At 64.1% G+C, this 21,778-nt stretch carries 21 protein-coding genes and 1 tRNA gene; 15 read left to right on the forward strand and 7 right to left on the reverse strand.

Going from position 1 to position 21,778, the window contains the following annotated elements; translation table 11 throughout:
- Nucleotides 1-7 precede the first annotated feature (7 nt).
- The 11 genes from P7F60_RS04350 (at nt 8) to bioB (ending at nt 10,793) form a co-directional block, all read left to right on the forward strand.
- A complete protein-coding gene (locus P7F60_RS04350; protein WP_277916456.1) occupies nt 8-796 on the forward strand; it encodes an SDR family NAD(P)-dependent oxidoreductase in 789 nt (262 codons plus the stop codon).
- A 43-nt stretch (nt 797-839) separates the two neighbouring features.
- Entirely contained in the window at nt 840-1,286 is a 447-nt protein-coding gene (locus P7F60_RS04355) for a cupin domain-containing protein (RefSeq protein WP_277916457.1), read from the forward strand.
- Between the two features lie 162 nt (nt 1,287-1,448).
- Nucleotides 1,449-2,291: an enoyl-CoA hydratase family protein gene (locus P7F60_RS04360; RefSeq protein ID WP_277916458.1), complete on the forward strand. Its 843-nt coding sequence runs from the start codon at nt 1,449-1,451 to the stop codon at nt 2,289-2,291.
- 4 nt (nt 2,292-2,295) lie between these two features.
- Nucleotides 2,296-3,495, forward strand: coding sequence for an acyl-CoA dehydrogenase family protein (locus P7F60_RS04365; RefSeq protein ID WP_277916459.1), 1,200 nt, complete (start codon nt 2,296-2,298; stop codon nt 3,493-3,495).
- Between the two features lie 44 nt (nt 3,496-3,539).
- Nucleotides 3,540-3,935 (forward strand): RidA family protein, encoded by a 396-nt coding sequence (locus P7F60_RS04370; protein WP_277916460.1) that lies wholly within the window; start codon nt 3,540-3,542, stop codon nt 3,933-3,935.
- A gap of 85 nt (nt 3,936-4,020) precedes the next feature.
- A complete protein-coding gene (locus P7F60_RS04375) occupies nt 4,021-5,982 on the forward strand; it encodes a 3-hydroxyacyl-CoA dehydrogenase NAD-binding domain-containing protein (RefSeq protein WP_277916461.1) in 1,962 nt (653 codons plus the stop codon).
- A 107-nt stretch (nt 5,983-6,089) separates the two neighbouring features.
- A complete protein-coding gene (locus P7F60_RS04380) occupies nt 6,090-7,550 on the forward strand; it encodes a phospholipase D-like domain-containing protein (protein WP_277916518.1) in 1,461 nt (486 codons plus the stop codon).
- Between the two features lie 41 nt (nt 7,551-7,591).
- Nucleotides 7,592-8,392, forward strand: coding sequence for an endonuclease/exonuclease/phosphatase family protein (locus tag P7F60_RS04385; protein ID WP_277916462.1), 801 nt, complete (start codon nt 7,592-7,594; stop codon nt 8,390-8,392).
- An 87-nt stretch (nt 8,393-8,479) separates the two neighbouring features.
- Complete coding sequence (locus P7F60_RS04390) at nt 8,480-9,145, forward strand: GntR family transcriptional regulator (protein ID WP_277916463.1); 666 nt, start codon at nt 8,480-8,482, stop codon at nt 9,143-9,145.
- Nucleotides 9,146-9,222: 77 nt separating this feature from the next.
- Nucleotides 9,223-9,783, forward strand: a complete 561-nt coding sequence (locus tag P7F60_RS04395) for a biotin transporter BioY (protein ID WP_277916464.1) — start codon at nt 9,223-9,225, stop codon at nt 9,781-9,783.
- Nucleotides 9,780-10,793, forward strand: a complete 1,014-nt coding sequence (gene bioB, locus P7F60_RS04400) for a biotin synthase BioB (protein WP_277916465.1) — start codon at nt 9,780-9,782, stop codon at nt 10,791-10,793. The genes P7F60_RS04395 and bioB overlap by 4 nt, the downstream gene beginning before the upstream one ends.
- A 181-nt stretch (nt 10,794-10,974) precedes the next feature.
- On the opposite strand, the gene P7F60_RS04405 is transcribed toward bioB, so the two are convergent.
- The 5 genes from P7F60_RS04405 to P7F60_RS04425 all read right to left on the reverse strand — a co-directional run bounded on the left by P7F60_RS04405 (nt 10,975) and on the right by P7F60_RS04425 (nt 14,866).
- Entirely contained in the window at nt 10,975-11,787 is an 813-nt protein-coding gene (locus P7F60_RS04405) for an IclR family transcriptional regulator (protein WP_277916466.1), read from the reverse strand.
- Between the two features lie 14 nt (nt 11,788-11,801).
- On the reverse strand, nt 11,802-12,467 hold the full coding sequence (locus P7F60_RS04410) for an amino acid ABC transporter permease (protein ID WP_277916467.1): 666 nt from the start codon (nt 12,465-12,467) through the stop codon (nt 11,802-11,804).
- Between the two features lie 2 nt (nt 12,468-12,469).
- Complete coding sequence (locus P7F60_RS04415) at nt 12,470-13,141, reverse strand: amino acid ABC transporter permease (RefSeq protein WP_277916468.1); 672 nt, start codon at nt 13,139-13,141, stop codon at nt 12,470-12,472.
- Between the two features lie 4 nt (nt 13,142-13,145).
- Nucleotides 13,146-13,886 carry an amino acid ABC transporter ATP-binding protein gene (locus tag P7F60_RS04420; RefSeq protein ID WP_277916469.1) on the reverse strand — a complete coding sequence of 247 codons (741 nt, stop codon included), beginning with the start codon at nt 13,884-13,886 and terminating at the stop codon, nt 13,146-13,148.
- A 74-nt stretch (nt 13,887-13,960) separates the two neighbouring features.
- Nucleotides 13,961-14,866, reverse strand: a complete 906-nt coding sequence (locus tag P7F60_RS04425) for an ABC transporter substrate-binding protein (protein WP_277916470.1) — start codon at nt 14,864-14,866, stop codon at nt 13,961-13,963.
- Nucleotides 14,867-15,091: 225 nt separating this feature from the next.
- Here P7F60_RS04425 and P7F60_RS04430 point away from each other — a divergent pair, with 225 nt between their 5' ends.
- The 3 genes from P7F60_RS04430 to P7F60_RS04440 all read left to right on the forward strand — a co-directional run bounded on the left by P7F60_RS04430 (nt 15,092) and on the right by P7F60_RS04440 (nt 18,975).
- On the forward strand, nt 15,092-16,279 hold the full coding sequence (locus P7F60_RS04430; protein WP_277916471.1) for a pyridoxal phosphate-dependent aminotransferase: 1,188 nt from the start codon (nt 15,092-15,094) through the stop codon (nt 16,277-16,279).
- A 14-nt stretch (nt 16,280-16,293) separates the two neighbouring features.
- On the forward strand, nt 16,294-17,967 hold the full coding sequence (locus P7F60_RS04435) for a dihydroxyacetone kinase family protein (RefSeq protein ID WP_277916472.1): 1,674 nt from the start codon (nt 16,294-16,296) through the stop codon (nt 17,965-17,967).
- A gap of 111 nt (nt 17,968-18,078) precedes the next feature.
- Nucleotides 18,079-18,975 (forward strand): dihydrodipicolinate synthase family protein, encoded by an 897-nt coding sequence (locus tag P7F60_RS04440; RefSeq protein WP_277916473.1) that lies wholly within the window; start codon nt 18,079-18,081, stop codon nt 18,973-18,975.
- A gap of 148 nt (nt 18,976-19,123) precedes the next feature.
- Here the strand turns inward: P7F60_RS04440 and P7F60_RS04445 are convergent, their stop codons facing one another.
- A complete protein-coding gene (locus P7F60_RS04445) occupies nt 19,124-20,080 on the reverse strand; it encodes a LysR family transcriptional regulator (protein ID WP_277916474.1) in 957 nt (318 codons plus the stop codon).
- 138 nt (nt 20,081-20,218) lie between these two features.
- Here P7F60_RS04445 and P7F60_RS04450 point away from each other — a divergent pair, with 138 nt between their 5' ends.
- On the forward strand, nt 20,219-21,652 hold the full coding sequence (locus P7F60_RS04450) for an amidase (protein ID WP_277916475.1): 1,434 nt from the start codon (nt 20,219-20,221) through the stop codon (nt 21,650-21,652).
- Nucleotides 21,653-21,701: 49 nt separating this feature from the next.
- Here the strand turns inward: P7F60_RS04450 and P7F60_RS04455 are convergent.
- Nucleotides 21,702-21,778: transfer RNA gene (locus P7F60_RS04455), tRNA-Met, on the reverse strand.

Below are 21,778 nucleotides of genomic sequence, written 5' to 3' on the forward strand. Positions count from 1 at the left end.
CAAAGCGATGAGCGGCAGCGGCACACTCGACGAACGACACGCGCTGGTGACCGGCGCCGGCTCCGGCATCGGCACCGCCATCGCCCGGGCGCTTGCGGCGGAGGGTGCGCGGGTGACGCTCGCCGGCCGGCGGCGCGCGCCGCTGGAGGCGCTGGCGGCGGAACTGGGCGAAAATGCCTTCGTTGCCGACGGTTTCGACGTCACCGATCCCGCCACCATCGCCCGTGGTCTGGATGCCGCCCGCGCCGGTTTCGGCCCGGTCTCGATCCTGATCAACAATGCCGGCGAGGCGCCGAGCGCGCCCTTCGAAAAGACCAGCCTCGACATGTGGAGCCATGTGATCGGCACCGATTTGACCGGCGTGTTTCACGTGACGCAGGCGGTCCTGCCCGATCTCAAGACGCATGGCGAGGGCGCGCGCATTATCAACATCGCCTCGACGGCGGGGCTGATCGGTTATGCCTATGTCTCGGCCTATTGCGCCGCCAAGCATGGCGTCGTCGGGCTGACGCGGGCCCTGGCGCTGGAACTGGCGAAGAAGGGCGTGACCGTCAACGCCGTCTGCCCGGGCTTTACCGATACGCCGATCATCGAGCGCTCGATTGCCGCGATTGCCGAAAAGACCGGCCGCACGCGCGAGGCGGCGCTCGCCGAATTCACAAAATCCAATCCGCAGGGGCGGTTGATCCAGCCGCGGGAGGTCGCCTCGACCGTCCTCTGGCTCGCCTCGCCCGGTGCTGCATCGATCACCGGCCAGGCGATTGCCGTGGCCGGCGGGGAAGTCATGGCGGGCTGAACCGTCAGTGAATCATCAGGAACATTCAAACCGGGAGGCGAGCATGGCATTGGAAAAAGGCATTACCGCAAACGGCGCCGGCTATAACGGCACGCAATGGAATATTCTCGGCCAGGTCTATTTTCCGAAGGCCGTCAGCGAAGACAGCTTCGCCTTCGAGACCAACAGCGCGCCCGGCCAGTTCGTGCCGGTGCATATCCACCCGACCCAGGACGAATTCATCCTGGTGCAGGAGGGCGAGCTGGACCTGAAGCTCGACGGCAAATGGTTCAAGGCGAAAGCCGGCGATCTCGTGCGCATGCCGCGCGGTATTCCGCATGGCTATTTCAACAAGTCCGAAACGCCCTGCCGCGCCCTGTTCTGGGTCTCGCCGGCCGGCAAGCTCGAAGACCTGTTCAAGCAGCTTCACGACAAGAGCGATATCGGCGAGATCGTCCGGCTCTCGGCCGAACACGACGTCGATTTCCTGCCGCCGGAAGCGAATGATTGATTTGATTTAAGCCCCTCACCCTAGCCCTCTCCCCGCAAACGGGAATTGGTTGGGGAAACGGCGCGGCGTATCCCCTTCGCCCCGTTTACGGGGAGAAGGTGGCCGGCAGGCCGAATGAGGGGCAGCCGAAAGGCACGAACGCACACGAAAAGGACGACGACGATGAGCGATGCGATGACACAGATGAAGCGCGAATTTCGCGATTACCAGGCGAAGCATTTCCTCTGGTCGGTCAGCGAGGACGGCCGCGTCGCGACGCTGACGCTCAACCGGCCGGAGCGCAAGAACCCGCTGACCTTCGACAGCTATGCCGAGCTGCGCAACCTGTTCCGCGATCTCGTCTATGCCTCGGATGTCCGCGCCATCGTGCTGAAGGGCGCCGGCGGCAATTTCTCCTCCGGCGGTGATGTCTTCGAAATCATCGAGCCGCTGACACGGATGACGATGCCTGACCTGCTGGCCTTCACCCGCATGACCGGCGATGTCGTCAAGGCGATGCGCAAATGCCCGCAGCCGATCATCGCCGCCGTCGACGGCATCTGCGCAGGCGCCGGAGCCATCCTGTCGATGGCCTCGGATCTGCGGCTTGCGACACCCGAATCCAAGACCGCCTTCCTCTTTACCCGCGTCGGCCTCGCCGGCGCCGACATGGGCGCTTGCGGCATCCTGCCGCGCATCATCGGCCAGGGCCGCGCCGCCGAGCTTTTGTACACCGGCCGCTCGATGAGCGCCGCCGAGGGCCATGCCTGGGGTTTTTACAACGCCCTGCATGCCGCCGACGCGCTGGACGCGGAAGCGGAAAAACTGGCGCATTCGCTGGCCGACGGCCCGTGGTTCGCCCATGGCATCACCAAAACGATGTTCAACCAGGAATGGGCGATGGGCATCGACGAAATGGTCGAATCCGAGGCCCAGGCGCAGGCGATCTGCATGGCGACGCAGGATTTCCGCCGCGCTTTCGAGGCCTTCGCCGCCAAGCGCAAACCCGCCTTCGAGGGCAATTGAGACCATGGCCGCGCCCTCCTCTCTTCCCTTTTCCCTGGCCGGCCCGACGCGCGAGCATCTCGACTGGCCCTTCTTCGGGCCGGAGCATCGCGATTTCGTGGAGCGGCTCGATGCCTTCGCCGGTTCCGGCGTGCTCGCCTCGGTCGATCATGCCGATACGGATGCCGCCTGCCGCAAGCTGGTTGCGCTGCTCGGGGAAGCCGGTCTGCTGGCCGCCGCAACGGGTGACGCAGGCCGCAGCGCCATCGATTCCCGCCGCGTCTGCCTTGCTCGCGAAACGCTCGCCTGGCATGACGGCCTCGCCGATTTCGCCTTCGCCATGCAGGGACTGGGCACCGGCGCCATCGGCCTGTCCGGCACGCCGGAACTGAAGGACGCCGTGCTGCCCAAGGTGACGAGCGGGCAATGGCTCTCCGCCTTCGCGCTGTCGGAAAAGGAAGCCGGCTCGGATGTCGCGGCCATGGCCTGCGCCGCCCGCGCCGAGGGCGACGCTTACATTCTCGACGGCGAAAAGACCTGGATTTCCAATGGCGGCATCGCCGATGTCTACACCGTCTTCGCCCGCACCGGCGAGGCGCCCGGCACGCGCGGCATTTCCGCCTTCGTCGTCTTTGCCGACGATCCCGGCTTTTCCATATCCGAGCGCATCGATGTGATCGCCCCGCATCCGCTGGCGACCATCCGCTTCGACGCCTGCCGCATTCCGGCCTCGCGCCGCCTCGGCGCGCCCGGCGAAGGTTTCAAGATCGCCATGCGAACGCTCGACATTTTTCGAGCCTCGGTCGCCGCCGCCGCCCTCGGCTTTGCACGCCGCGCCCTGGATGAAGCCGTTGCGCACGCAAAGGCTCGTCCGATGTTTGGGGCCAAGCTGGCCGATCTGCAACTGACACAGGCCGGCCTCGGCGACATGGCGACCGGCATCGATGCCGCCGCCCTGCTGACCTATCGCGCCGCCTGGCGTCGCGACGTGCAGGGCCTGCCGACCACCAAGGAAGCGGCCATGGCCAAGATGACCGCCACTGAAACCGCGCAAGGCGTGATCGACCGCGCCGTGCAGATGTTCGGTGGCCGCGGCGTGCGCAGCGGCGAGATCGTCGAAAAGCTGTACCGCGAAATCCGCGCGTTGCGCATCTATGAAGGGGCGACCGAGGTGCAAAAACTGATCGTCGCCCGCGAATTGCTGAAAGCCGAGCCGCGGTCCTGACCGCCGGCTCTCCTTTGACCAGTCCATTTGACCGGAGAGAATCGATGCACACAATCCTGCAACCCGAAGGCTGGGCCAAGCCGCTTGGTTATTCCAACGGCATTCTGGCGCAAGGGCGCACCGTTTACGTCGGCGGGCAGATCGGCTGGAATGCTGAGTGCCAGTTCGAGTCCGACGATTTCGTCGAGCAGGTGCGCCAAACGCTGAAAAACATCGTCGCCGTTCTGGCCGAGGCCGGCGCGGGGCCGGAACACGTCACCACCATGACCTGGTACTTTACCGACCGCGCCGAGTACCTCGCCAACCTCAAGGGACTGGGCGCGGCCTATCGCGAAGTCATGGGCAAGAATTTCCCGGCCATGGCCGCCATGCAGGTGGTGGCGCTGGTCGAGGAACGCGCCAAGATCGAGATCCAGGCCATCGCCGTCATCCCCGACTGATTTTTTGTCTGTTGCAATTCCGGCAAAACCGCGCTCACGCTATTTCCGGAATTGCTTTCCTGTCTGACGCATCCCGGAGGCCATCATGCAGCGTTTTTCAACCCATGTCGGCGGTCTGGCCGATGACGGCGTTCTGGTGGTCACCATCGACAATCCGCCGGTCAACGCCCTGTCGCAGGATGTCCGCGCCGGCCTGATGGCCGCGCTCGCCTCTGCCCAGGACGATCCGGCGATTGCCGGCGTGGTCGTCACCGGTGCGGGAAAAACCTTTATCGGCGGGGCCGATATCAAGGAATTCGGCAAGCCGCCGGCCGAGCCGCTGCTGCCGACCGTCATCGACGCCATCGAAGCCTTCGAAAAACCCGTTGTCGCCGCCATCAATGGCGCGGCCTTGGGCGGCGGGCTGGAAGTGGCGCTCGCCTGCCATTATCGCGTCGCCGCCGCCGGCGCGAAACTCGGCCTGCCGGAAGTCAAGCTTGGCCTCGTGCCCGGCGCCGGCGGCACCCAGCGCCTGCCGCGCCTGATCGGTCTCGCCGCCGCGCTGGACATGATCGTTACCGGCAAGCCGGTCGATGCCGCCGCCGCACAAGCCAATGGCACGATCGACGCCGTCTCGGAAACTCTGGTCGCGGATGCCATCACCGCCGCAAAACGCTTGGCCGGCACCCCGCTGCGCCGCACCGGCCAGTTACCCGTGCCGCCGGCCGTTGACGATCTCGATGGCATCGCCAGCAAACTCCTCGCCCGCAGCCGTGGCCAGACCGCGCCGGCCGAGGCCGCCCGCCTCGTTCGCCAGACAGCCGAACGAACGCTTGCCGAAGGCCTCGCCGATGAGCGCGAAACCTTTTTGCGGCTTCGCGATTCCGAACAGGCGGCCGCCTTGCGCCACGTCTTTTTCGCCGAACGCGACGCCGCAAAAATCCCAGCCCTGGAAGGCATCCAACCTCGCGCCGTCAACACCATTGGCATCGTCGGAACCGGCCTGATGGGCTCCGGTATCGCCGTCGCCGCCCTGACCGCCGGCTACACCGTGATCGGCATCGAGCAGACGGACGAAGCCGCCGAAAAGGGCCGGAAACGCATCACCGGCCTTCTCGACCGCAATCTCGCCTCCGGCCGCATGACGCCATCCGCCCATGCGCAGGCCGTGAGCCGGCTAACGGTCGCGGGTACGCCCACGGCGCTGGCCGGGGCCGATCTGGTCATCGAAGCCGTGTTCGACGATCTCGACGTCAAGACCGCGCTGTTCAGGACACTGGACGGCATCGTCCGCCCGGACGCCATCCTCGCCACCAACACCAGCTATCTCGATCCCGATACCATCGCCGCCGCGACCGCGCATCCGTCCCGCGTCCTCGGCCTGCATTTCTTCTCCCCGGCGAACATCATGCGGCTGGTCGAGGTGGTCGATTGCGCTGCGACAGCGCCTGACGTACTCGCCACCGGGCTTGCCGTCGCCAAGCGCCTCGGCAAGCTGCCGATCGTCTGCGGCGTCTGCGAAGGCTTCATCGGCAACCGTATCTTTTCCCGCTATCGCCGCGAGGCCGAATTCCTGATCGAGGATGGCGCGCTGCCGCAGGATGTCGATCGCGCGATGGAAGGTTTCGGCATGGCCATGGGGCCGTTCGCGGTCTTCGATCTCGCCGGCCTCGAAATCGCCTGGGCGCGCCGCAAGCGGCAGGCCGCCACCCGCGATCCGGCCGCACGCTATGTCGATATCGCCGACCGGCTCTGCGAAGCCGGCCGCTTCGGCCAGAAATCCGGCCTTGGCTGGTATCGCTACAACGAGGGCCGCAAGCAGGTCGACCCGGAAGTCGAAACCATGATCCGCGATAGCCGCGCCGCCAAGGGAATCCTCACGCGGGAAATCGCCGACACCGAGATCGTGAGCCGGATCCTCGAAGCTATGGCCGACGAAGGCTGTGCCCTGATCGCCGAGGGCATCGCCCGCAGCACCGGCGATATCGACCTGGTGATGATCAACGGCTACGGTTTTCCGGCTCACAGGGGCGGACCAATGTTTCTTGCGGATCGCCGCAAGGCCTGATTGCTTCCCGGTCGAACATGTCAATCGAGTGCTAACTCCTTGTTTTATTGCATTTCCGGACGGGAAATCGGTATCCACTTTTCCGGGAAATGCTCTATATCTTCGCCATGCTCGACGCGCTCGCCCATTATTGGCCGCATATCCTGGCCGCGATTTCGCTGGTGACCGGCACGCTTGGCGCCGTTCACGCCGCCATGACGAAGGAGGATGTCCGCTCCGCCATCGGCTGGGTCGGCGTCATCGTCCTGTCGCCGCTGGTGGGCGCGGCGATCTACCTGATCGCCGGCATCAACCGAATCCGCCGTGCCTCGATCCTGCAGCATCACCTGATCCAGACAGAAACCGGCCGTCCCGCCTTCGAAGGTTTCCACGTCGAACCGGCGATGATCGCCCAGACCTACGGCAACCGGTTTAGCGCGCTGAAAACCCTGGGCGACCGGGTGACGAAAAGCCGCCTCGTCGCCGGCAACGCCATCGATCTGCTCGGCACCGGCGATGAAGCCTATGCCGCCATCCGGCAGGCGATCGAAGGCGCTGAGCGCTCCATCCTGCTCGAAACCTATATCTTCGACCGCGACCGCATCGGGCTGCGCATCGCCTCGGCCCTTGTTGCCGCCGTGCGACGCGGCGTGACGGTCCGGGTGCTCGTCGACGCCGTCGGCGCCCGCTATTCGGTGCCGAGCATTCTGGGGCATCTGCGCAAGCGCGGCGTGACCGTCGATGTCTTCAACGGCAATGTCATCATGGGCCTGCGCCTGCCCTATGCCAACCTGCGCACCCACCGCAAGATCATCGTCGTCGACGGCGCCGTCGCGTTCACCGGCGGCATGAACATCCGCGAGGGTTTCGCGCGTGAATTCGCCGGAGAACTGACCGGCCGCGACACGCATTTCCGCCTCCGCGGCCCGGTCGTTGCCGATCTCTTCGCCGTTGCCGCCGAGGATTGGCGTTTTGCCAGCGGCGAGGCGCTGAACGATGCCTGCTGGACCATCGCCGAGCCGGCCTGCCCGCCGGGCGAGGGCGTGCTGATGCGCGTCGTCGCCTCCGGCCCGGACCGCAATCTCGAAACCAATCACAAGATGCTGATGGGCGCCTTTTCGGTGGCGCGCCGCTCGATCCGCATCATGTCGCCCTATTTCCTGCCGGACCGCGAGTTGATCAGCGCCCTGATCACCGCCGCGCGGCGCGGCGTCGAGGTCGATATCGTCGTGCCGGCCAAGAACAACCTGACCCTGGTGGACCATGCCATGACGGGGCAGTTCGACCAGCTTCTCAAGCATTATTGCCGCATCTGGCGGGCCGAGGGCAACTTCGATCATTCGAAACTGCTTTCCGTCGACGGCTGCTGGGCCTATGTCGGCTCTTCCAATCTCGATCCGCGCTCGCTGCGGCTGAATTTCGAAGTTGACATCGAGGTTCTCGACACCACCTTTTCAACGGAGATCGAAATGCGAATCGGCCGTGCGCTCGCCGGTGCGCGCGCCGTGACGCTGGAGGGTCTCAGGTCGCGCCCCTTCCCGCTGCGGCTGATCGACAGGATATTGTGGCTCGGCTCGCCTTATCTTTGATGGCCGGGCGCGACATGGCGAAGACGGAAAAGTGAGATGCGATGGACCCGGACACATTTCGGCTGAGGACGCAGATCGCCGCGGCGATCCGCAACCGCAAGAACCGCCCCCTGACGGCCAATGCCAAGCTGCATGACGGACGCCGGCTGCTGATCGCCTCCTATAACGTTCACAAATGCGTCGGTACGGACGGCCGTTTCGATCCCGGCCGCATCGCCCAGGTCATCAAGGAAATCGATCCCGACATCATTGCCCTTCAAGAGGCCGACAAACGCTTCGGCGAGCGGGTCGGCCTGCTCGATCTCGGCCATCTGGAGCGAGAGGTGGGCCTGAGCTGGGTCGGCACGATCGGCGCCACACGGGCGCATGGCTGGCACGGCAACGTGGTTCTTGCCCGCCACAGCATCGTTCGCGATCTGCACCCCGTCACTCTGCCCGGCCTGGAACCACGCGGCGCCCTCGTCGCCGAACTGGAGTTGAAGAGCGGCGCCCGCCTGCGCGTCATCGGCGCCCATCTCGGCCTGTTGCGCCATTCCCGCCGGTTGCAGGCCAATGCGCTCTCCGGTTTCGTCGCGTCCCGGCGCGACATCCCCACTGTCTTGATGGGCGATTTGAACGAATGGCGGCTGGGGCGAAGTTCGTCGCTGGCGGGGCTGACGCCCCTGTTCTGCGATGTCCCTGCGCCGGTCGCGAGTTTTCCGTCACGGCTGCCTTTGTTTGCCCTCGACCGGATCGTTTCGGACCGGGAGGGCCTGATCGGCTGGTACGGCGCGCATGACAGCGCATTGTCGCGGGTCGCATCGGACCACCTGCCGGTCAAGGCGTATGTGGAGGTTTCCTGAGGTTTTCGACGCCATCGAAGACCGTCGCAGTCGGGAAATGGATCATTTTCCTTGCCGGATATTTTCGGGATGGATTATCTATAATCCATGCACAAACCTGACGAGACACTCGCGAAAAAGATCGAAATGACCCTGAGTGACCGGATCATATCCGGTCGGCTACAGCCCGGATCGCGGCTGCGGCAGGATCATATTGCCGAGGAATTCGGCGTAAGCCATGTGCCGGTGCGTGAAGCCTTCCGGCGGCTCGAGGCTAAAGGGCTGGCATTCAGCGAGCCTCACAAGGGCGTTCGCGTCACATCCTTCGACGTCGCGGAACTGCGCGAGGTTGCGGAGATGCGGGCTTCGCTGGAATCGCTTGCCCTCAAACAGGCCGCCCCCAATCTCACCACCGCGCTTCTTGCGAAAGCCGAGCAGGCCACTGTCCGGGCGGAAAGGGCGCAGAATGTTCATGAGTGGGAAGAGGCAAACCGGGCGTTTCATCGCATGATTCTCGAACCCTGCGGCATGCCGCGCCTGCTGGCCTCGATAGACGATCTTCACCTTGCCAGCGCACGGTTCCTGTTTGCCGCATGGCGATCCGACTGGGAAGCACGCACGGACTACGACCATCGCGCCATTCTTGCGGCGCTGCGCCGGGGACAGGTGAATGTTGCCTGCGATCTGCTCGCCCGTCATGTCGGCTGGATGGGGCGGCGCAAAAGCCCAAGGCCGAGCGTGGAAATTCAGGTGGTCGAAAAGCTTCTCGAATAATTATCTATAATCCGTATTGCGGCCAGCGTCGAATCCCGATTTTTATCGATTATTCGTAACGACCGGAGATGATTTCGATGCAACACGCAGTTTCGTTCAATTCCCATTCGCTGCGCCGCCTGAGGGCTTGCGGGCTCGCCATCGGCGCAGCGGCCCTGATTGCCGCCAGCGCCAAGGTCCAGATTCCTTTCTGGCCCGTGCCGATGACGCTGCACACGCTCGCGGTTCTCGGCATTTCCGCGGCAATGGGGCCACGCCTCGGCTTGGCGGCCATGGCGACTTACCTTTGCGCCGGACTTGCGGGCCTTCCCGTCTTTTCGGGCTCGCCCGAGCGAGGTATCGGTTTGGCCTATGCCGTGGGACCGACGGGCGGCTACCTTCTCGGCTTTCTGGTCGCAAGCTGGCTGACCGGCCGGCTGGCCGGCAAGGGCGGCGCCTTGCGGATCGCTGGCGCGATGATGGCCGGTCTTGCCGTCGTCTATGCGCTGGGGCTTGCGTGGCTGGTCATGTTCGTGCCGGCACGCTCCCTCGTCTCGGTTGGCCTTGCTCCTTTCCTTCCCGGCGACCTGCTGAAAATCGGGCTCGGCGTGGCGATGATCTGCGGCTGGCGCAACCTGCGGAGCGGCGCCGCGCGATGATCCGCAGCGACTGGACTGTCGAAGAAGCGCAGGCCATTCATGACCTGCCCTTCCCCTATCTCATCCATCGCGCTCAGGACGTTCACCGCCGCCATTCCGACCCGACCGTGATCGAGACCGCGAGCCTTCTGTCGATCAAGACGGGGGGATGCCCGGAGGATTGCGGCTATTGTTCGCAAAGTGCCCATCACGACACCGGCGTCAAGGCGACGAAGCTGATGGAACTGGAGGATGTCCTCGGCGCTGCGAGGCGGGCGAAAGCATCCGGCGCGCAGCGATTTTGCATGGGCGCGGCCTGGCGAAGCCCGAAGGATCGCGACATGGACAAGCTCTGCGCGATGGTCGAGGGCGTGCGCGACATGGGGCTGGAAACCTGCATGACGCTCGGCATGCTCTCGCCGGGACATGTCGAACGCCTGAAGGCTGCGGGCCTCGATTTCTACAACCACAATATCGATACGTCTCCCGAATATTACCGCGAGATCGCGACCACCCGGACGATGGATGACCGCCTCGAAACGCTTGATCGCGTGCGCAAGGGCGGCATCAGGGTGTGCTGCGGCGGTATCCTTGGAATGGGAGAGGAAGTCAGGGATCGTATCGCGATGCTTGTAACGCTTGCGACCCTGCCTGCTCATCCAGACAGTGTCCCGATCAACCTCTGGAACGAGATCGGCAATACGCCCGTCCAGAAGCGGGCAAAACCGGTCGATCCCTTGGCGCTCGTCCGAACGGTCGCCCTTGCCAGGATCCTGATGCCGGAAAGCGTGGTGCGGCTGTCGGCCGGGCGGACCGGCATGAACGAAGAACTTCAGGCGCTTTGCTTTCTCGCCGGCGCGAACTCCATATTCGTCGGCGATGCCCTGCTGACGACCGGCAATCCCGCTGCATGGCAGGATGAGGACATGATCGGCAAGCTCGGAATGCGCTTTGCGCCGGCGAGAGAAAAGCCACCTCGCTTGCCGCCGAATGAGATCGTTGAGCCGGTTCAACGATACGATCCGTCTTAAGGGCGGGTGCGGGCAACGATCGATGGAGGCGGCCCGGTATTCACCGCCGGTGACGCCATCATCGTTCCCGGCGGTATGATGCATGAAGTCGACGCGCCGGAGGCCACCGTCCCATACTGGTTGGCGGCTCATGAACACCGGACCCCATTGGCTGACAAGCACCGAAGCAGTGGCGAGATGTCTATTCCGCCAATGCGACGGATATCTCGTTGGCTGTCTGAATGACGACCGGCGCGAGGCCAAGAAGGCGGCCGTCCGGCATGCGCTCGGCAGGTCCTGATACGCTGACAGCGGCGAAGACCCGCTGGGTGGAATCGCGGATCGGCGCGCCGATACAGCGCAGTCCGGTCTCGATTTCCTCATCGTCGATCGCGTAGCCACGCTGGCGGATAACGGCCAGTTCGGCAAGGAGCGTGTCGAGGTCGGTTATCGTGTTCGGCGTGTAGCGCTGCAAGCCTCCGCCGACGATACGGCGGATGAGCTCTTCGTTCTGAAACGCGAGAAAGGCCTTGCCGACACTGGTGCAATAGGTGGGCGCCGCCTGCAGCGTCGTGCGGCTGGCGGACGTCATTTCCTCGCGCTCGACGCAGACCATCTGGCTGCCGTCGAACATGTGCAGATGGATGATCTCACCCGTCAGTTGCTGCAACTTGGCGACATGCGGATGCGCGCGCGTCGGGGTGTCGAGGCTTGCCAGCACGCTGCTGCCGTAATGAAACATCTTCAGGCCGAGGCGGTACCCCTGACGCCGTCCATCCTGATCCAGCATGCCGACATCGCGCAACGAAACCACGATCCGGTGGATCGTGGTTTTCGGCAGGCCCGTCGCCTGGGAAAGCTCCGCCACTGTCATGCTCGGCTTGTGGCGGGAGAAACTGTCGAGGACCAACGCCATCTTGCGCAGCGATTTCGCGCCCGCATCGCGGCTTTCATGAGCGCCTTCCGTTGCCGGCTCGGCAACTGACCCATCCTCGTTCTCGGCGTGACTGTCCATACCCGTATTCACTTTCAATGTCCCGATATTACCAGCCGCGCCTTGACTTCCAGCTTTCGCGCCGCTGTTTCAAGCACGAAGCAGACGGCGAAATAGGTTAGCGCAAGCAGGCTGAATACAACAAATGGTTCATTGGTGCGAATGACAACTTCTCGCCCCAGCCGGGTGATCTCGCTGATGCCGACAACGGAAACGAGTGACGTATCCTTGACGATCAGGATCGCCTGCCCCAGCAATGAGGGGATGATCGCCATCAGCGTCTGCGGCAGCGTAATGTCGCGCAGGCGCTGGAACAGGCTGAAACCGAGCGCGATCGCCGCCTCGTTCTGACCCTTGTCGAGGCTGCCGAGGCCGCCGCGGATGATCTCGGTCATATAGGCGCCATGCGACAGCGACAGAGCGATGATCGCGGTCGCAACCGGCCCGATGTCGATGCCGAATTCCGGCAGCCCGTAATAGACGAGGAAGATGAACATCAGAAACGGCGTGCTACGGAAGATATAGACATAAATGCCGACCAGGAACCGCAGCGCACGCACGCGCGAGGACGCCAGCAGCCCGCCGAGGATGCCGATGCCGAGCGCGGGGAAGAAAGAGACGAAGGTCAGAAGCAGGACGATTGGAAGTCCGGTGACGATGAGGCGAAAGGCATCGCTGGCGGTGGAAAGAATCTCGCTCATGCTCACGCTCGCTTGTGTTTGGAAAAGCCGGCGCGGCTTTCGTAGAGATCAACCAGAAGGTTGAGAACGACGCAGATGCCGATATAGAGCACGCAACTGACCAGATAGGCCGGCAGGAACTGGTAGGTTTCGTTGCCGACGTCATCGGCGGCCTTGGTGATTTCCAGCACGGCGATGGTGTAGAGCAGGGAGGTATCCTTGATCAGTTGCACGAACTGGCCGGTGACGGCCGGAAGCACCGTCGGCGCGGCCTGCGGCAGCAGCACTTTCGCCAGCAGCAGGCGCTGGTTGAGGCCAAGCGCGAGCGCCGCTTCCGTCTGGCCCTTGGGAATGGCGTTCAATCCGCCCCGCACCATTTCCGAAATATAGGCACCGGAATTGAAGGTCAGCGCCAGGACGCCGGTCCAGAAGGCCGATAGCGTCAACCCCAGCGCCGGCAGGCCGAAATAGATGAAATAGACCTGCACGAGAAGCGGGGTATTGCGCACCAGCGAGACGTAAACCGCCATCGCCCTTCCGAGGCGGCCGCGCGAGGTGAAGCGCACCATCCCGACCAGAAGGCCGACCATAAGCGCGAGCACGAGCCCGAGGCCCGCCGCCGTCAGCGCATTGCGCACCCCCGCGAGATAGGTGTCCTGATATTGCCAGAAGAGATCGTAGGCGTCGGAAAGCATGTCGTCACCCGGCCTGATGATGCAGGATCTGCGAAAGGAAGAGGCGCGTTCGTTCTTCGCGCGGATGGGCGAAGAATTCGCCGGGCGGCGCCTTCTCGACCACCTGACCGGATTCGAGAAAGGCGATTTCGCTTGCCAGTTCGCGGGCAAAGCCCATCTCGTGGGTGACGACGATCATGGTCATGCCGGAGGCGGCCAGTTCGCGCATCACCTGCAGCACTTCGCCCACCATTTCCGGATCGAGCGCCGATGTCGGCTCGTCGAACAGCAGCATGGCCGGATCCATCGCCAGCGCCCGGCAGATGGCGACGCGCTGTTGCTGGCCGCCGGAGAGCTGCACCGGATAGACGGAGGCCTTTTCCGCCAGCCCGACACGCTCCAGCAGCGCCATCGCCCTTGCCCGCGCTTCGGCCTTGGAGCGCCCCAGCACGCGCCGCTGCGGCAGGGCGATATTGTCGAGCACCGTCAGGTGCTGGAACAGGTTGAAGCGCTGGAACACCATGCCGATCCGGCGATGCAGGTCGCGCGCCGGCATCTTCGCCAGATCGGCGCCGTCGAAGGACATGGCGCCGCCCGACAAGGGCCCGGCCAGCCGGTTTATGGCGCGGATGAAGGTGCTCTTGCCGGACCCGGACGGCCCGCAGATCACCAGAACGTCGGACTTTTCCAGCGACAACGAAACGTCGCGCAGGGCATGGAACGAACTGAAATGCAGATTGACGTTGCGCGCCTCGAAATAGGCCATCGGTTTCTCCCGACCCGGAAGCATCATACAGGCGGCAACGGAGCCGAACGCTCCGTCGCCCGCGCAGGGACGGCTTATTGCAAGCTCATGCGGTTGCCGTTGCTTTCCGGCACGTAGGCGCCGATGCCGAGAAGCTCGACGAGCTTCTTGCGCTCTTCGGAGACGCCGCTGTTCTTCTGCAGAAAATCGGCCTTCCAGGTTTCGCCGTCGACCCAATAGGCCTTGAGGGCATCGAGTTCGCCGCTTTCCTTGATCTTGGCCATGAAGAAATCGAGGAACTGCCACGTATAGGTATCGCCCGGCCGAACCGCGAAGCCCCAGGTATCGGTGGTGATGAGCTGGCGCGGCGCCGTCATCGCCTCGAAACCATATTCGGCCTTGACAACGCCGAGAACGGCAAGGTCGTTCAGCGTCGCGTCAACGCGGTCGGTCTTCAAGGCCTGATAAGTGTCGACGTCATTGGGGTAGGTCTGAAGCTCGGCCTTGGGGAAGAACTGCTTGGCGGCATCCACGGCATTGGTGCCGGCCTTGACGGCGATGCGCTTGCCTTCCTGGTTCAGCTCCTCCCAGGACTTGTCCTTGTTTTCCGGCTTGACGATGGCGACGACGCCCGTCGAATACCAGCTTCCCTGCGTGAACAGAATCTGCTGCGCGCGCTTGAAGGTGGTCGACATGCTCGTTGCCAGAATATCGGACTTGCGCGCCAGCAGGCCGGGAATGAGGCCGGCCCATTCGACATTGCGCATTTCCAGATCCACATCCAGCTTGGCGGCGATCAGGCGGTTCAGGTCGACCGAGAAGCCGGCGGCATTGCCGTTCGCGTCCCTGAACTGCCATGGCGCCGCCGAAAGGTCATTCATGATGACGATCTTCTTGGCTTTGACGATTTCTCCCAACGTTCCCCGGGAGTCTTCTGCGGCGGAGGCCGCCGAAGCAAAGGCCATCACGAGGCCGAACGCGAGCGCTGCCCATTTTTTCATTTCATCAGCTCCCAATTATAGTTAATTCCGCTATTCGGAATATGATTAGATTGCAAACATATATCTACATAATTTTCGACATCTATCAACCTTGATGTTGACGGATGCGGAGAAAATCAATTAGCTTCGCAATACAAGACTTTATGTTCCGCAATTCGGAATAAATCGGGATCCATCAAAAATCGATGGACGCGCTGTCCGAAGGTGGTTTTTGGGAGAGAAGGCATGAACTATCGGGCGGCCGACTGGCCGGTTCTCGGCACACCCGCGCGCATCAACACGATCGAGCTCAACCAGATCTGCGATATCGCCGATCTGGCGCGCGAAGATCCCGATGTCATCAAGCTGTGGATCGGCGAAGGCGATCTGCCGACACCAGGCTTCATCCGCGACGCGGCGGTTGCCGCCCTCGATGCCGGACAGACGCGCTATACCTATGCGCTCGGCGTTCCCGCGCTGCGCGAGGCGCTCAGCCGCTACCACAAGCGCCATTGGAACGTCGATGTCAGTGCCGATCGCTTCAGCGCGACGGCCGGCGGCGTGCAGGCGATCATGCAGGCTTTTCAGGCCGTTCTCAATCCCGGCGACGAGGTGGTGGTTCCGGTTCCGGCCTGGCCGAACCTCGTGGAAATCGTCGGCATTCTCGGCGGCAAGGTCGTTCCGGTCCCCTATCGCACCCGCGAGGCCGGCGGATTCACGCTGGACCTCGACGACCTTTTCGCGGCCGTCACGCCGAAGACCCGGGTCATCGCCATCAATTCGCCGTCCAATCCGACCGGCTGGATCATGCCGCGCGAACAGATGATCGCGGTGCGCGATTTCGCCCGCGAGCGCGGCATCTGGATCGTGTCGGACGAGGTCTATTCGCACTTTACCTATGACGGCAAGCTGGCGCCCTCCTTTCTCGAAATCACCGAGCCGACCGACCGGCTGATCGTCACCAACACCTTTTCCAAGAACTGGTGCATGACCGGCTGGCGCGTCGGCTGGCTGGTCTATCCTGCGGGCATGTCGACGATCTTCGACAATCTCAGCCAGTACAACACCACCAGCGTCTCGACCTTCAGCCAGCACGCGGCCGTCGCCGCGCTCGATCAGGGCGATGATTTCATCAAGTCGCTGGTTGAGCGCTCGGCCAAGGGCCGCGAGATCATCTGCTCGACGCTCGACCGGCTGCCGAACGTGCGCGTCTTCTGGCCGGAAGGGACCTTCTACTTCTTCTTTTCCGTGCATGGCATGAACAGCGGCTATGAGATGGCCCGGCGCATCCTCAAGCAGGCCGGTGTCGGCGTTGCGCCCGGCTCCGCCTTCGGGCAGGGTGGCGAGGCTTTCCTGCGTGTCTGCTTCGCGGTCGATCCCGCGCTGATCGAAGAGGGCGCGCGCCGGCTCGAAACCTTCCTGCGCGACCAGTAACGGAGATCTCATCCATGAAGAAGATCATCAACCGGCCGACCGACGTGGTGCGCGAAATGCTGGAGGGCATCGTCGCCATGACCTCCGGCCTGGCACTGCTCGATACCGAAAACGTCGTGCTGCGCGCCGATATCCCCGGCCGCGAATCCCGTCCGGTGGCGCTGATTTCCGGCGGCGGCGCCGGGCATGAGCCCGCCCATGCCGGCTATGTCGGCGAGGGCATGCTCACCGCCGCCGTCACCGGCGAGGTGTTTACGTCGCCAAGCGTCGATGCCGTGCTGGCGGCGATCCGCGCCACGGCGGGACCGGCCGGCGCGCTGCTGATCGTCAAGAACTATACCGGCGACCGGTTGAATTTCGGGCTGGCCGGCGAGCTTGCCGCGCTCGAGGGCATTCCGACCGAGCTCGTTGTCGTCGCGGACGATGTGGCACTGTCGGAGGTGGTCCCGCGCGAGCGCCGGCGCGGCATCGCCGGCACGGTTTTGGTCCACAAGGTCGCAGGCGCGGCAGCCGCCGCCGGCAGAACGCTGGCCGAGGTCGCGGCCATCGCCCGCGACACGGCCGCGCGTATCGGCACCATGGGCGTTGCCCTCGGTTCCTGCACCGTACCGGCTGCGGGGAGGCCGAGCTTTTCCCTCGGCGACGACGAGATCGAGCTTGGCCTCGGCATTCACGGCGAGAAGGGCGTCAAACGGGTGGAGCTTCTCTCCGCCGACGCCATCGCCGAGACCCTGGTCGCCACCATCCTGTCCGACATGAGCCTGCCCGCCGGGACCGAGGTCGCGCTGCTGGTCAACGGGCTTGGCGCGACGCCGCCGATGGAGCTTGCAATCGTCGCGCGCCGGGCGCTCGCTGTTCTGAAAACACACGGCCTCACCGTCAAGCGCGCTTGGAGCGGAAATTTCCTCACCGCCATCGAAATGCCCGGCTGCTCGCTGTCGGTGATGATGCTGGACGATGGCGCGACGGCGCTGCTGGATGCGCCAACGTCTGCGTCCGCCTGGCCGAGAGGCGGGCTCGTGCCCGAAAACCCCTTGCTGGTGCCGGCAGGAGGGGAAAAGGCCGACGATACCGTAATCGGCCATGCGGCCAGCTTCGATCCGCAAGGATTGCGCGCCATCGGCCTTGCCGTCGCCGATGCATTGGAAGCAGCCGAGGCGCAGCTGACCGATCTCGACAGCCGGGCGGGCGACGGCGACCTCGGCGCCAGCATGATGCGCGGCGCGGAGGCCATCCGCGCGCTTCCCGAGACGGCCTGGGCAACGCCCGCCAACGCGCTCGTCACCATCGGCAACACGCTGCGCCGGAATATTGCCGGCAGCTCCGGCCCGTTCTACGCGATCGCCCTGACACGGGCGGGCCGGCATCTGGCGGTTTTCGAGCGCCCCGGCTTTTGCGAATTCCGGGACGCCTTCGCGATTGCCGTGCAGGCCATCCAGGAAATCGGCGGCGCAAAACCCGGCGACCGAACGATGGTGGATGCCCTGCATCCCGCGCTCGAAGCGCTCCGGGCCGGCGGAAGCTGGAAATCCGCCGCCGACGCCGCCACGGCCGGAGCTGCGGCGACCGCCGCCATGACCCCACGCCTCGGGCGCGCCAGCTATCTCGGCGAACGGGCCGTCGGCAGCCCGGACGGCGGCGCCGTCGCCGTCTCGATCTGGATGCGGGCGATCGCCGACAGGCTCTGACGCCGCGCCCGCATCGACACTCTCACCACGAAATTTTCAGGACGCTTCCGGGCGAACGATCCCGCGCGTCCTGAAAACACCCCCTAACTCAACATCCAAGGGAATCCGAACATGAATCTCGACAAGGTCAATGGCATCATTCCGCCGATCGTCACCCCGTTCACCGCCAGTGGCGATATCGACGAGGCGGCATTCCGCGATATCGTCAAGTTCAACCTGAAAAAGAAGGTGCACGGCGTCTGCGTCGGCGGCAGCTCCGGCGAAGGCCACACGCTGACCGTCGAGGAATTCGCCAGGCTGATGGAAATCACCGTCGAGGAGGTCAACGGTGCCATCCCGGTTCTGGCCGGGATCATCGCCAATTCCACGCGTGACGCGATCCGTCGCGCCAAGGCGATTTCGCACCTGTCCGTGCAGGGATTGCAGGTGACGCCGGTTCACTATGTCTTCAAGCCCGACGAAGAGGCCACCTATGCGCATTTCAAGGCGCTGACGGAAGCCACGGATGTTCCCGTCATCATCTACAATGTCGTGCCGTGGAACTATCTGAGTCCGGCGCTGCTGGTGCGGCTGATGACCGAGCTTCCCGGCGTCCAGGGCGTCAAGCAGAGCGCCGGCGACTTGAAGCTGATGGCCGACCTGATGCTGAACGTTCCCCAGGGCTGCAAGGTCTATTCGGCGGTCGATGCACTTCTTTATCCATCCTTCGCCATCGGCTGCCACGGCACGATCGCCGCGAACCCGGCCGCCGTTCCGGGCGTGTGCATCGCGCTATGGGACGCCGTCCAGCGTGGCGATCACAAGCTCGCCAAGGATATCCACGAGGCGCTGCTGCGCTTCTGGAACGCGATCTATGCGGACAACCTGCCGGCAAACATCAAGACCTCCATCGCGTTGCAGGGCACGCAAGCCGGCCTGCCGCGTATGCCGATGCCGAACACCACGCCAGCCCAGCTTGAAAACATCAAACGCGAACTGGCGAACGTCCTCCGATACGAGAACGCTTGAGTTGGACGGGAGGGCGCGATTGCCGCGCCCTCCTCCGCCTCTTTCGATCCGTAGCGCTTACCGAAAGTGAACCATCTATATCACCATCTGGTCTGATAACCGCCGCGTTAGGGCGGATATCCGACAAAGCGCAGGATATCCGCACACTTTAGCTCCACAGAAGCGACGCGTGGGTCTCCTTCCGCGCGACCGAAAAACCGTCGGGTCCGACCTCGCGGAAGAAGCGGCGGCAGACATCGATGAACAGCCGCAGGAAAAGCGGCTTCGAATGGCCATAGAGATCGATGATCGAAATCGACGGCGGTGGCAGTTCGTCGCGGATGGGGCGGCGGACGATCAGGGCGGAATCACCATTGGCTCCGCCCACCGGCCTCATGTTGAGCACCGACATGCCGAAGCCGGAAGCGACGGCGGAGCGCACGGTCTCATAGGAACGGGTATGGAAGCGGACCTGCGGGCGTTCGGCCAGAATGTCGAACAGCGTCAAAAGATAGGTCGATGTCTGCGGCATGTCGAGCAGGACCAGCGGGCGTGTGGCGATGTCGGACAGTGACACGGCCTGATGCTGCGCCAGCGGATCGTCGACATGCAGCACCGCATGCGCCGGCACCTTGCAGATCTTCGTCATACTGCCGACCTCGATATGGCCGATGTCATAGATCACGCCGAGGTCGATGAGGCCTTCCGCAAGCCAGCGCTGCACCTCGACCTGATCGCCCTCGATGAGCACGATTTCCACGTTCCCGACGCTATCGACATAGCGGCGCAGTACGGCGGGCATGAACAATGCGCCAAAGGGCTCGAAGCAGCCGATGCGCAGGATCTTCGGCACGCGTTCGGACAGGTCCCCGATCGCGCGGTCGAACTCGTTGGCCGCCGACAGCATGATGCGGGCAGCCTGCACGAAGCGTTCGCCCGCGGGCGTGATCTGCACGCCCCTCGCCGGGCGGCGCTCGAAGATGCGCGCGCCCATCTCGCCCTCAGCAAGGGTGATTGCCGCCAGGATCGAGGACTGCGAGATGTGCAACGCGCTCGACGCCGCCTGCACGCTGCCGAGACGCGCCACCTCGCTGACATAGCGCAGTTGCCGAACCGTTAGATTCATTGCGAGGCCATCCTTACATGAAATGAAAGAAGTTCTGCGAAAGAATACATTTTATCGAAGACAGCGATAGCGGCACACTGGCCTCAATGACAGGGTTCGCGCAAAAACAACGCGGGCCAGAAAAGGGGAGCATTGCTGATGTCGCCGATCAATCCTCTCATGGGGGCGGGCGAGCTGTGCCGTCTATCCGTCGCAGAGCTTTCCGATGTCTATGCCAAGGGCACAGTCTCGCCTGTCGAGGTAGCAGAGGCGACGATCGCGCGGGCCGAGGAAATCAATCCGGGCTGCAACGCCTTTACCTTCCTCGATCGGGAAGGCGCGCTCACGTCGGCCGCCGCCTCCGAACGCCGCTGGCGCGACGGGGCGCCGCTTTCCCCTGTCGACGGCATTCCGACGACATTGAAGGACATCGTCTGGGTCAAGGGCTGGAGCGTGCGCTACGGCAGCACCACGACTCCAGCTGCGCCTTGCGATACCGATGCGCCGTCCGTCGCCCGGCTGCGCCAAGCGGGCGCGGTGTTCATCGGCCAGACGACGACGCCGGAATTCGGCTGGAAAGCCGTGACCGACAGCGCGCTTTGCGGCATTACCCGCAATCCCTGGAACCTGGAGAAGACCGCCGGCGGCTCCTCCGGCGGCGCGGCCGTCGCAGCTGTAACCGGCGCCGGCGTCTTTCATCTCGGCACCGATGGCGGCGGCTCGATCCGCATTCCGGCCTCCTTCTGCGGCATCGTCGGCCACAAGCCGACCTTCGGCCGCGTTCCCGCCTATCCGGCAAGTGCCTTCGGGACGGTCGCCCATATAGGCCCCATGACCCGCAGCGCCGCCGATGCGCTCGCCATGCTGCGGGTCATGTCCGGGCGCGACCTTCGCGACTGGGCGCAGGGCGCCGGCGTGTTTCCGCAACTGTCGTCGGATCCCGTTTCGCTGGCCGGCACGAAGATCGGCTACTGGTCGCAGCCGGCAAGCGGCCGGCTGGATCCGCAGATGGGCGCGTTGATCGATGCCGCCGTCAAGAAGCTGGAAGCAGCCGGCGCCATCGTCAAGCATGTGTCCCTGCCCGGTGATCATCTTCTCGATCTCTTTCATCACCATTGGTTCACCGGCGCCGCCGCGCGGCTGTCGGCCATCCCCGCGGACGCGCGCGGAGAGATCGATCCCGGCTTTCTCGACATTGCCCGGCAGGGCGCGGCCTATTCGTCGACCGATCTCGTCAAGGCGCAGGTGCGCCGGGCGGATTTCGGGGCGGCGATGGACCGGCTGCTTTCAAACTACGATTTCCTGGTCTCGCCGGGCACGGCGCTGCCGGCCTTCGAGGCCGGCCTGGAAGTGCCGGTCGGCGATGAATACGGCCGCTGGACGGAATGGGCGGGCTTCAGCTTTCCGATCAATCTCAGCCAGCAGCCTGCCTGTATCGTTCCCTGCGCCTTGACGGAGGCCGGGCTTCCGGTCGGCTTCCAGATCATCGGGGCGCGGGGCGAGGATGCCCGGGTTCTTGCCGCTGCCGCGAGCCTGGAGGTGCTGTTTTCCAACTCGTACCGCATGACGCATGACAACCAAAGCCAGCCATAAAAAAAGCAAAACCCCGCAGCGGGCAAGGCTGCGGGGTTGCAAGTAAAGCTGGTTGCGGGGGCAGGATTTGAACCTGCGGCCTTCAGGTTATGAGCCTGACGAGCTACCGGGCTGCTCCACCCCGCG

Source organism: Rhizobium sp. YJ-22, assembly GCF_029601685.1.
Lineage (GTDB): Bacteria > Pseudomonadota > Alphaproteobacteria > Rhizobiales > Rhizobiaceae > Metarhizobium.

Coding starts and splice junctions, on each gene's coding strand:
- P7F60_RS04375 (WP_277916461.1), top strand. CDS start 4,021: ATGCAGCGTTTTTCAACCCATGTCGGCGGTCTGGCCGATGACGGCGTT.
- P7F60_RS04355 (WP_277916457.1), top strand. CDS start 840: ATGGCATTGGAAAAAGGCATTACCGCAAACGGCGCCGGCTATAACGGC.
- P7F60_RS04415 (WP_277916468.1), bottom strand. CDS start 13,141: ATGCTTTCCGACGCCTACGATCTCTTCTGGCAATATCAGGACACCTAT.
- P7F60_RS04445 (WP_277916474.1), bottom strand. CDS start 20,080: ATGAATCTAACGGTTCGGCAACTGCGCTATGTCAGCGAGGTGGCGCGT.
- P7F60_RS04425 (WP_277916470.1), bottom strand. CDS start 14,866: ATGAAAAAATGGGCAGCGCTCGCGTTCGGCCTCGTGATGGCCTTTGCT.
- P7F60_RS04390 (WP_277916463.1), top strand. CDS start 8,480: ATGCACAAACCTGACGAGACACTCGCGAAAAAGATCGAAATGACCCTG.
- P7F60_RS04370 (WP_277916460.1), top strand. CDS start 3,540: ATGCACACAATCCTGCAACCCGAAGGCTGGGCCAAGCCGCTTGGTTAT.
- P7F60_RS04450 (WP_277916475.1), top strand. CDS start 20,219: ATGTCGCCGATCAATCCTCTCATGGGGGCGGGCGAGCTGTGCCGTCTA.
- P7F60_RS04365 (WP_277916459.1), top strand. CDS start 2,296: ATGGCCGCGCCCTCCTCTCTTCCCTTTTCCCTGGCCGGCCCGACGCGC.
- P7F60_RS04435 (WP_277916472.1), top strand. CDS start 16,294: ATGAAGAAGATCATCAACCGGCCGACCGACGTGGTGCGCGAAATGCTG.
- P7F60_RS04350 (WP_277916456.1), top strand. CDS start 8: ATGAGCGGCAGCGGCACACTCGACGAACGACACGCGCTGGTGACCGGC.
- P7F60_RS04385 (WP_277916462.1), top strand. CDS start 7,592: ATGGACCCGGACACATTTCGGCTGAGGACGCAGATCGCCGCGGCGATC.
- P7F60_RS04420 (WP_277916469.1), bottom strand. CDS start 13,886: ATGGCCTATTTCGAGGCGCGCAACGTCAATCTGCATTTCAGTTCGTTC.
- P7F60_RS04380 (WP_277916518.1), top strand. CDS start 6,090: ATGCTCGACGCGCTCGCCCATTATTGGCCGCATATCCTGGCCGCGATT.
- P7F60_RS04360 (WP_277916458.1), top strand. CDS start 1,449: ATGAGCGATGCGATGACACAGATGAAGCGCGAATTTCGCGATTACCAG.
- P7F60_RS04430 (WP_277916471.1), top strand. CDS start 15,092: ATGAACTATCGGGCGGCCGACTGGCCGGTTCTCGGCACACCCGCGCGC.
- P7F60_RS04395 (WP_277916464.1), top strand. CDS start 9,223: ATGCAACACGCAGTTTCGTTCAATTCCCATTCGCTGCGCCGCCTGAGG.
- P7F60_RS04410 (WP_277916467.1), bottom strand. CDS start 12,467: ATGAGCGAGATTCTTTCCACCGCCAGCGATGCCTTTCGCCTCATCGTC.
- P7F60_RS04405 (WP_277916466.1), bottom strand. CDS start 11,787: ATGGACAGTCACGCCGAGAACGAGGATGGGTCAGTTGCCGAGCCGGCA.
- bioB (WP_277916465.1), top strand. CDS start 9,780: ATGATCCGCAGCGACTGGACTGTCGAAGAAGCGCAGGCCATTCATGAC.
- P7F60_RS04440 (WP_277916473.1), top strand. CDS start 18,079: ATGAATCTCGACAAGGTCAATGGCATCATTCCGCCGATCGTCACCCCG.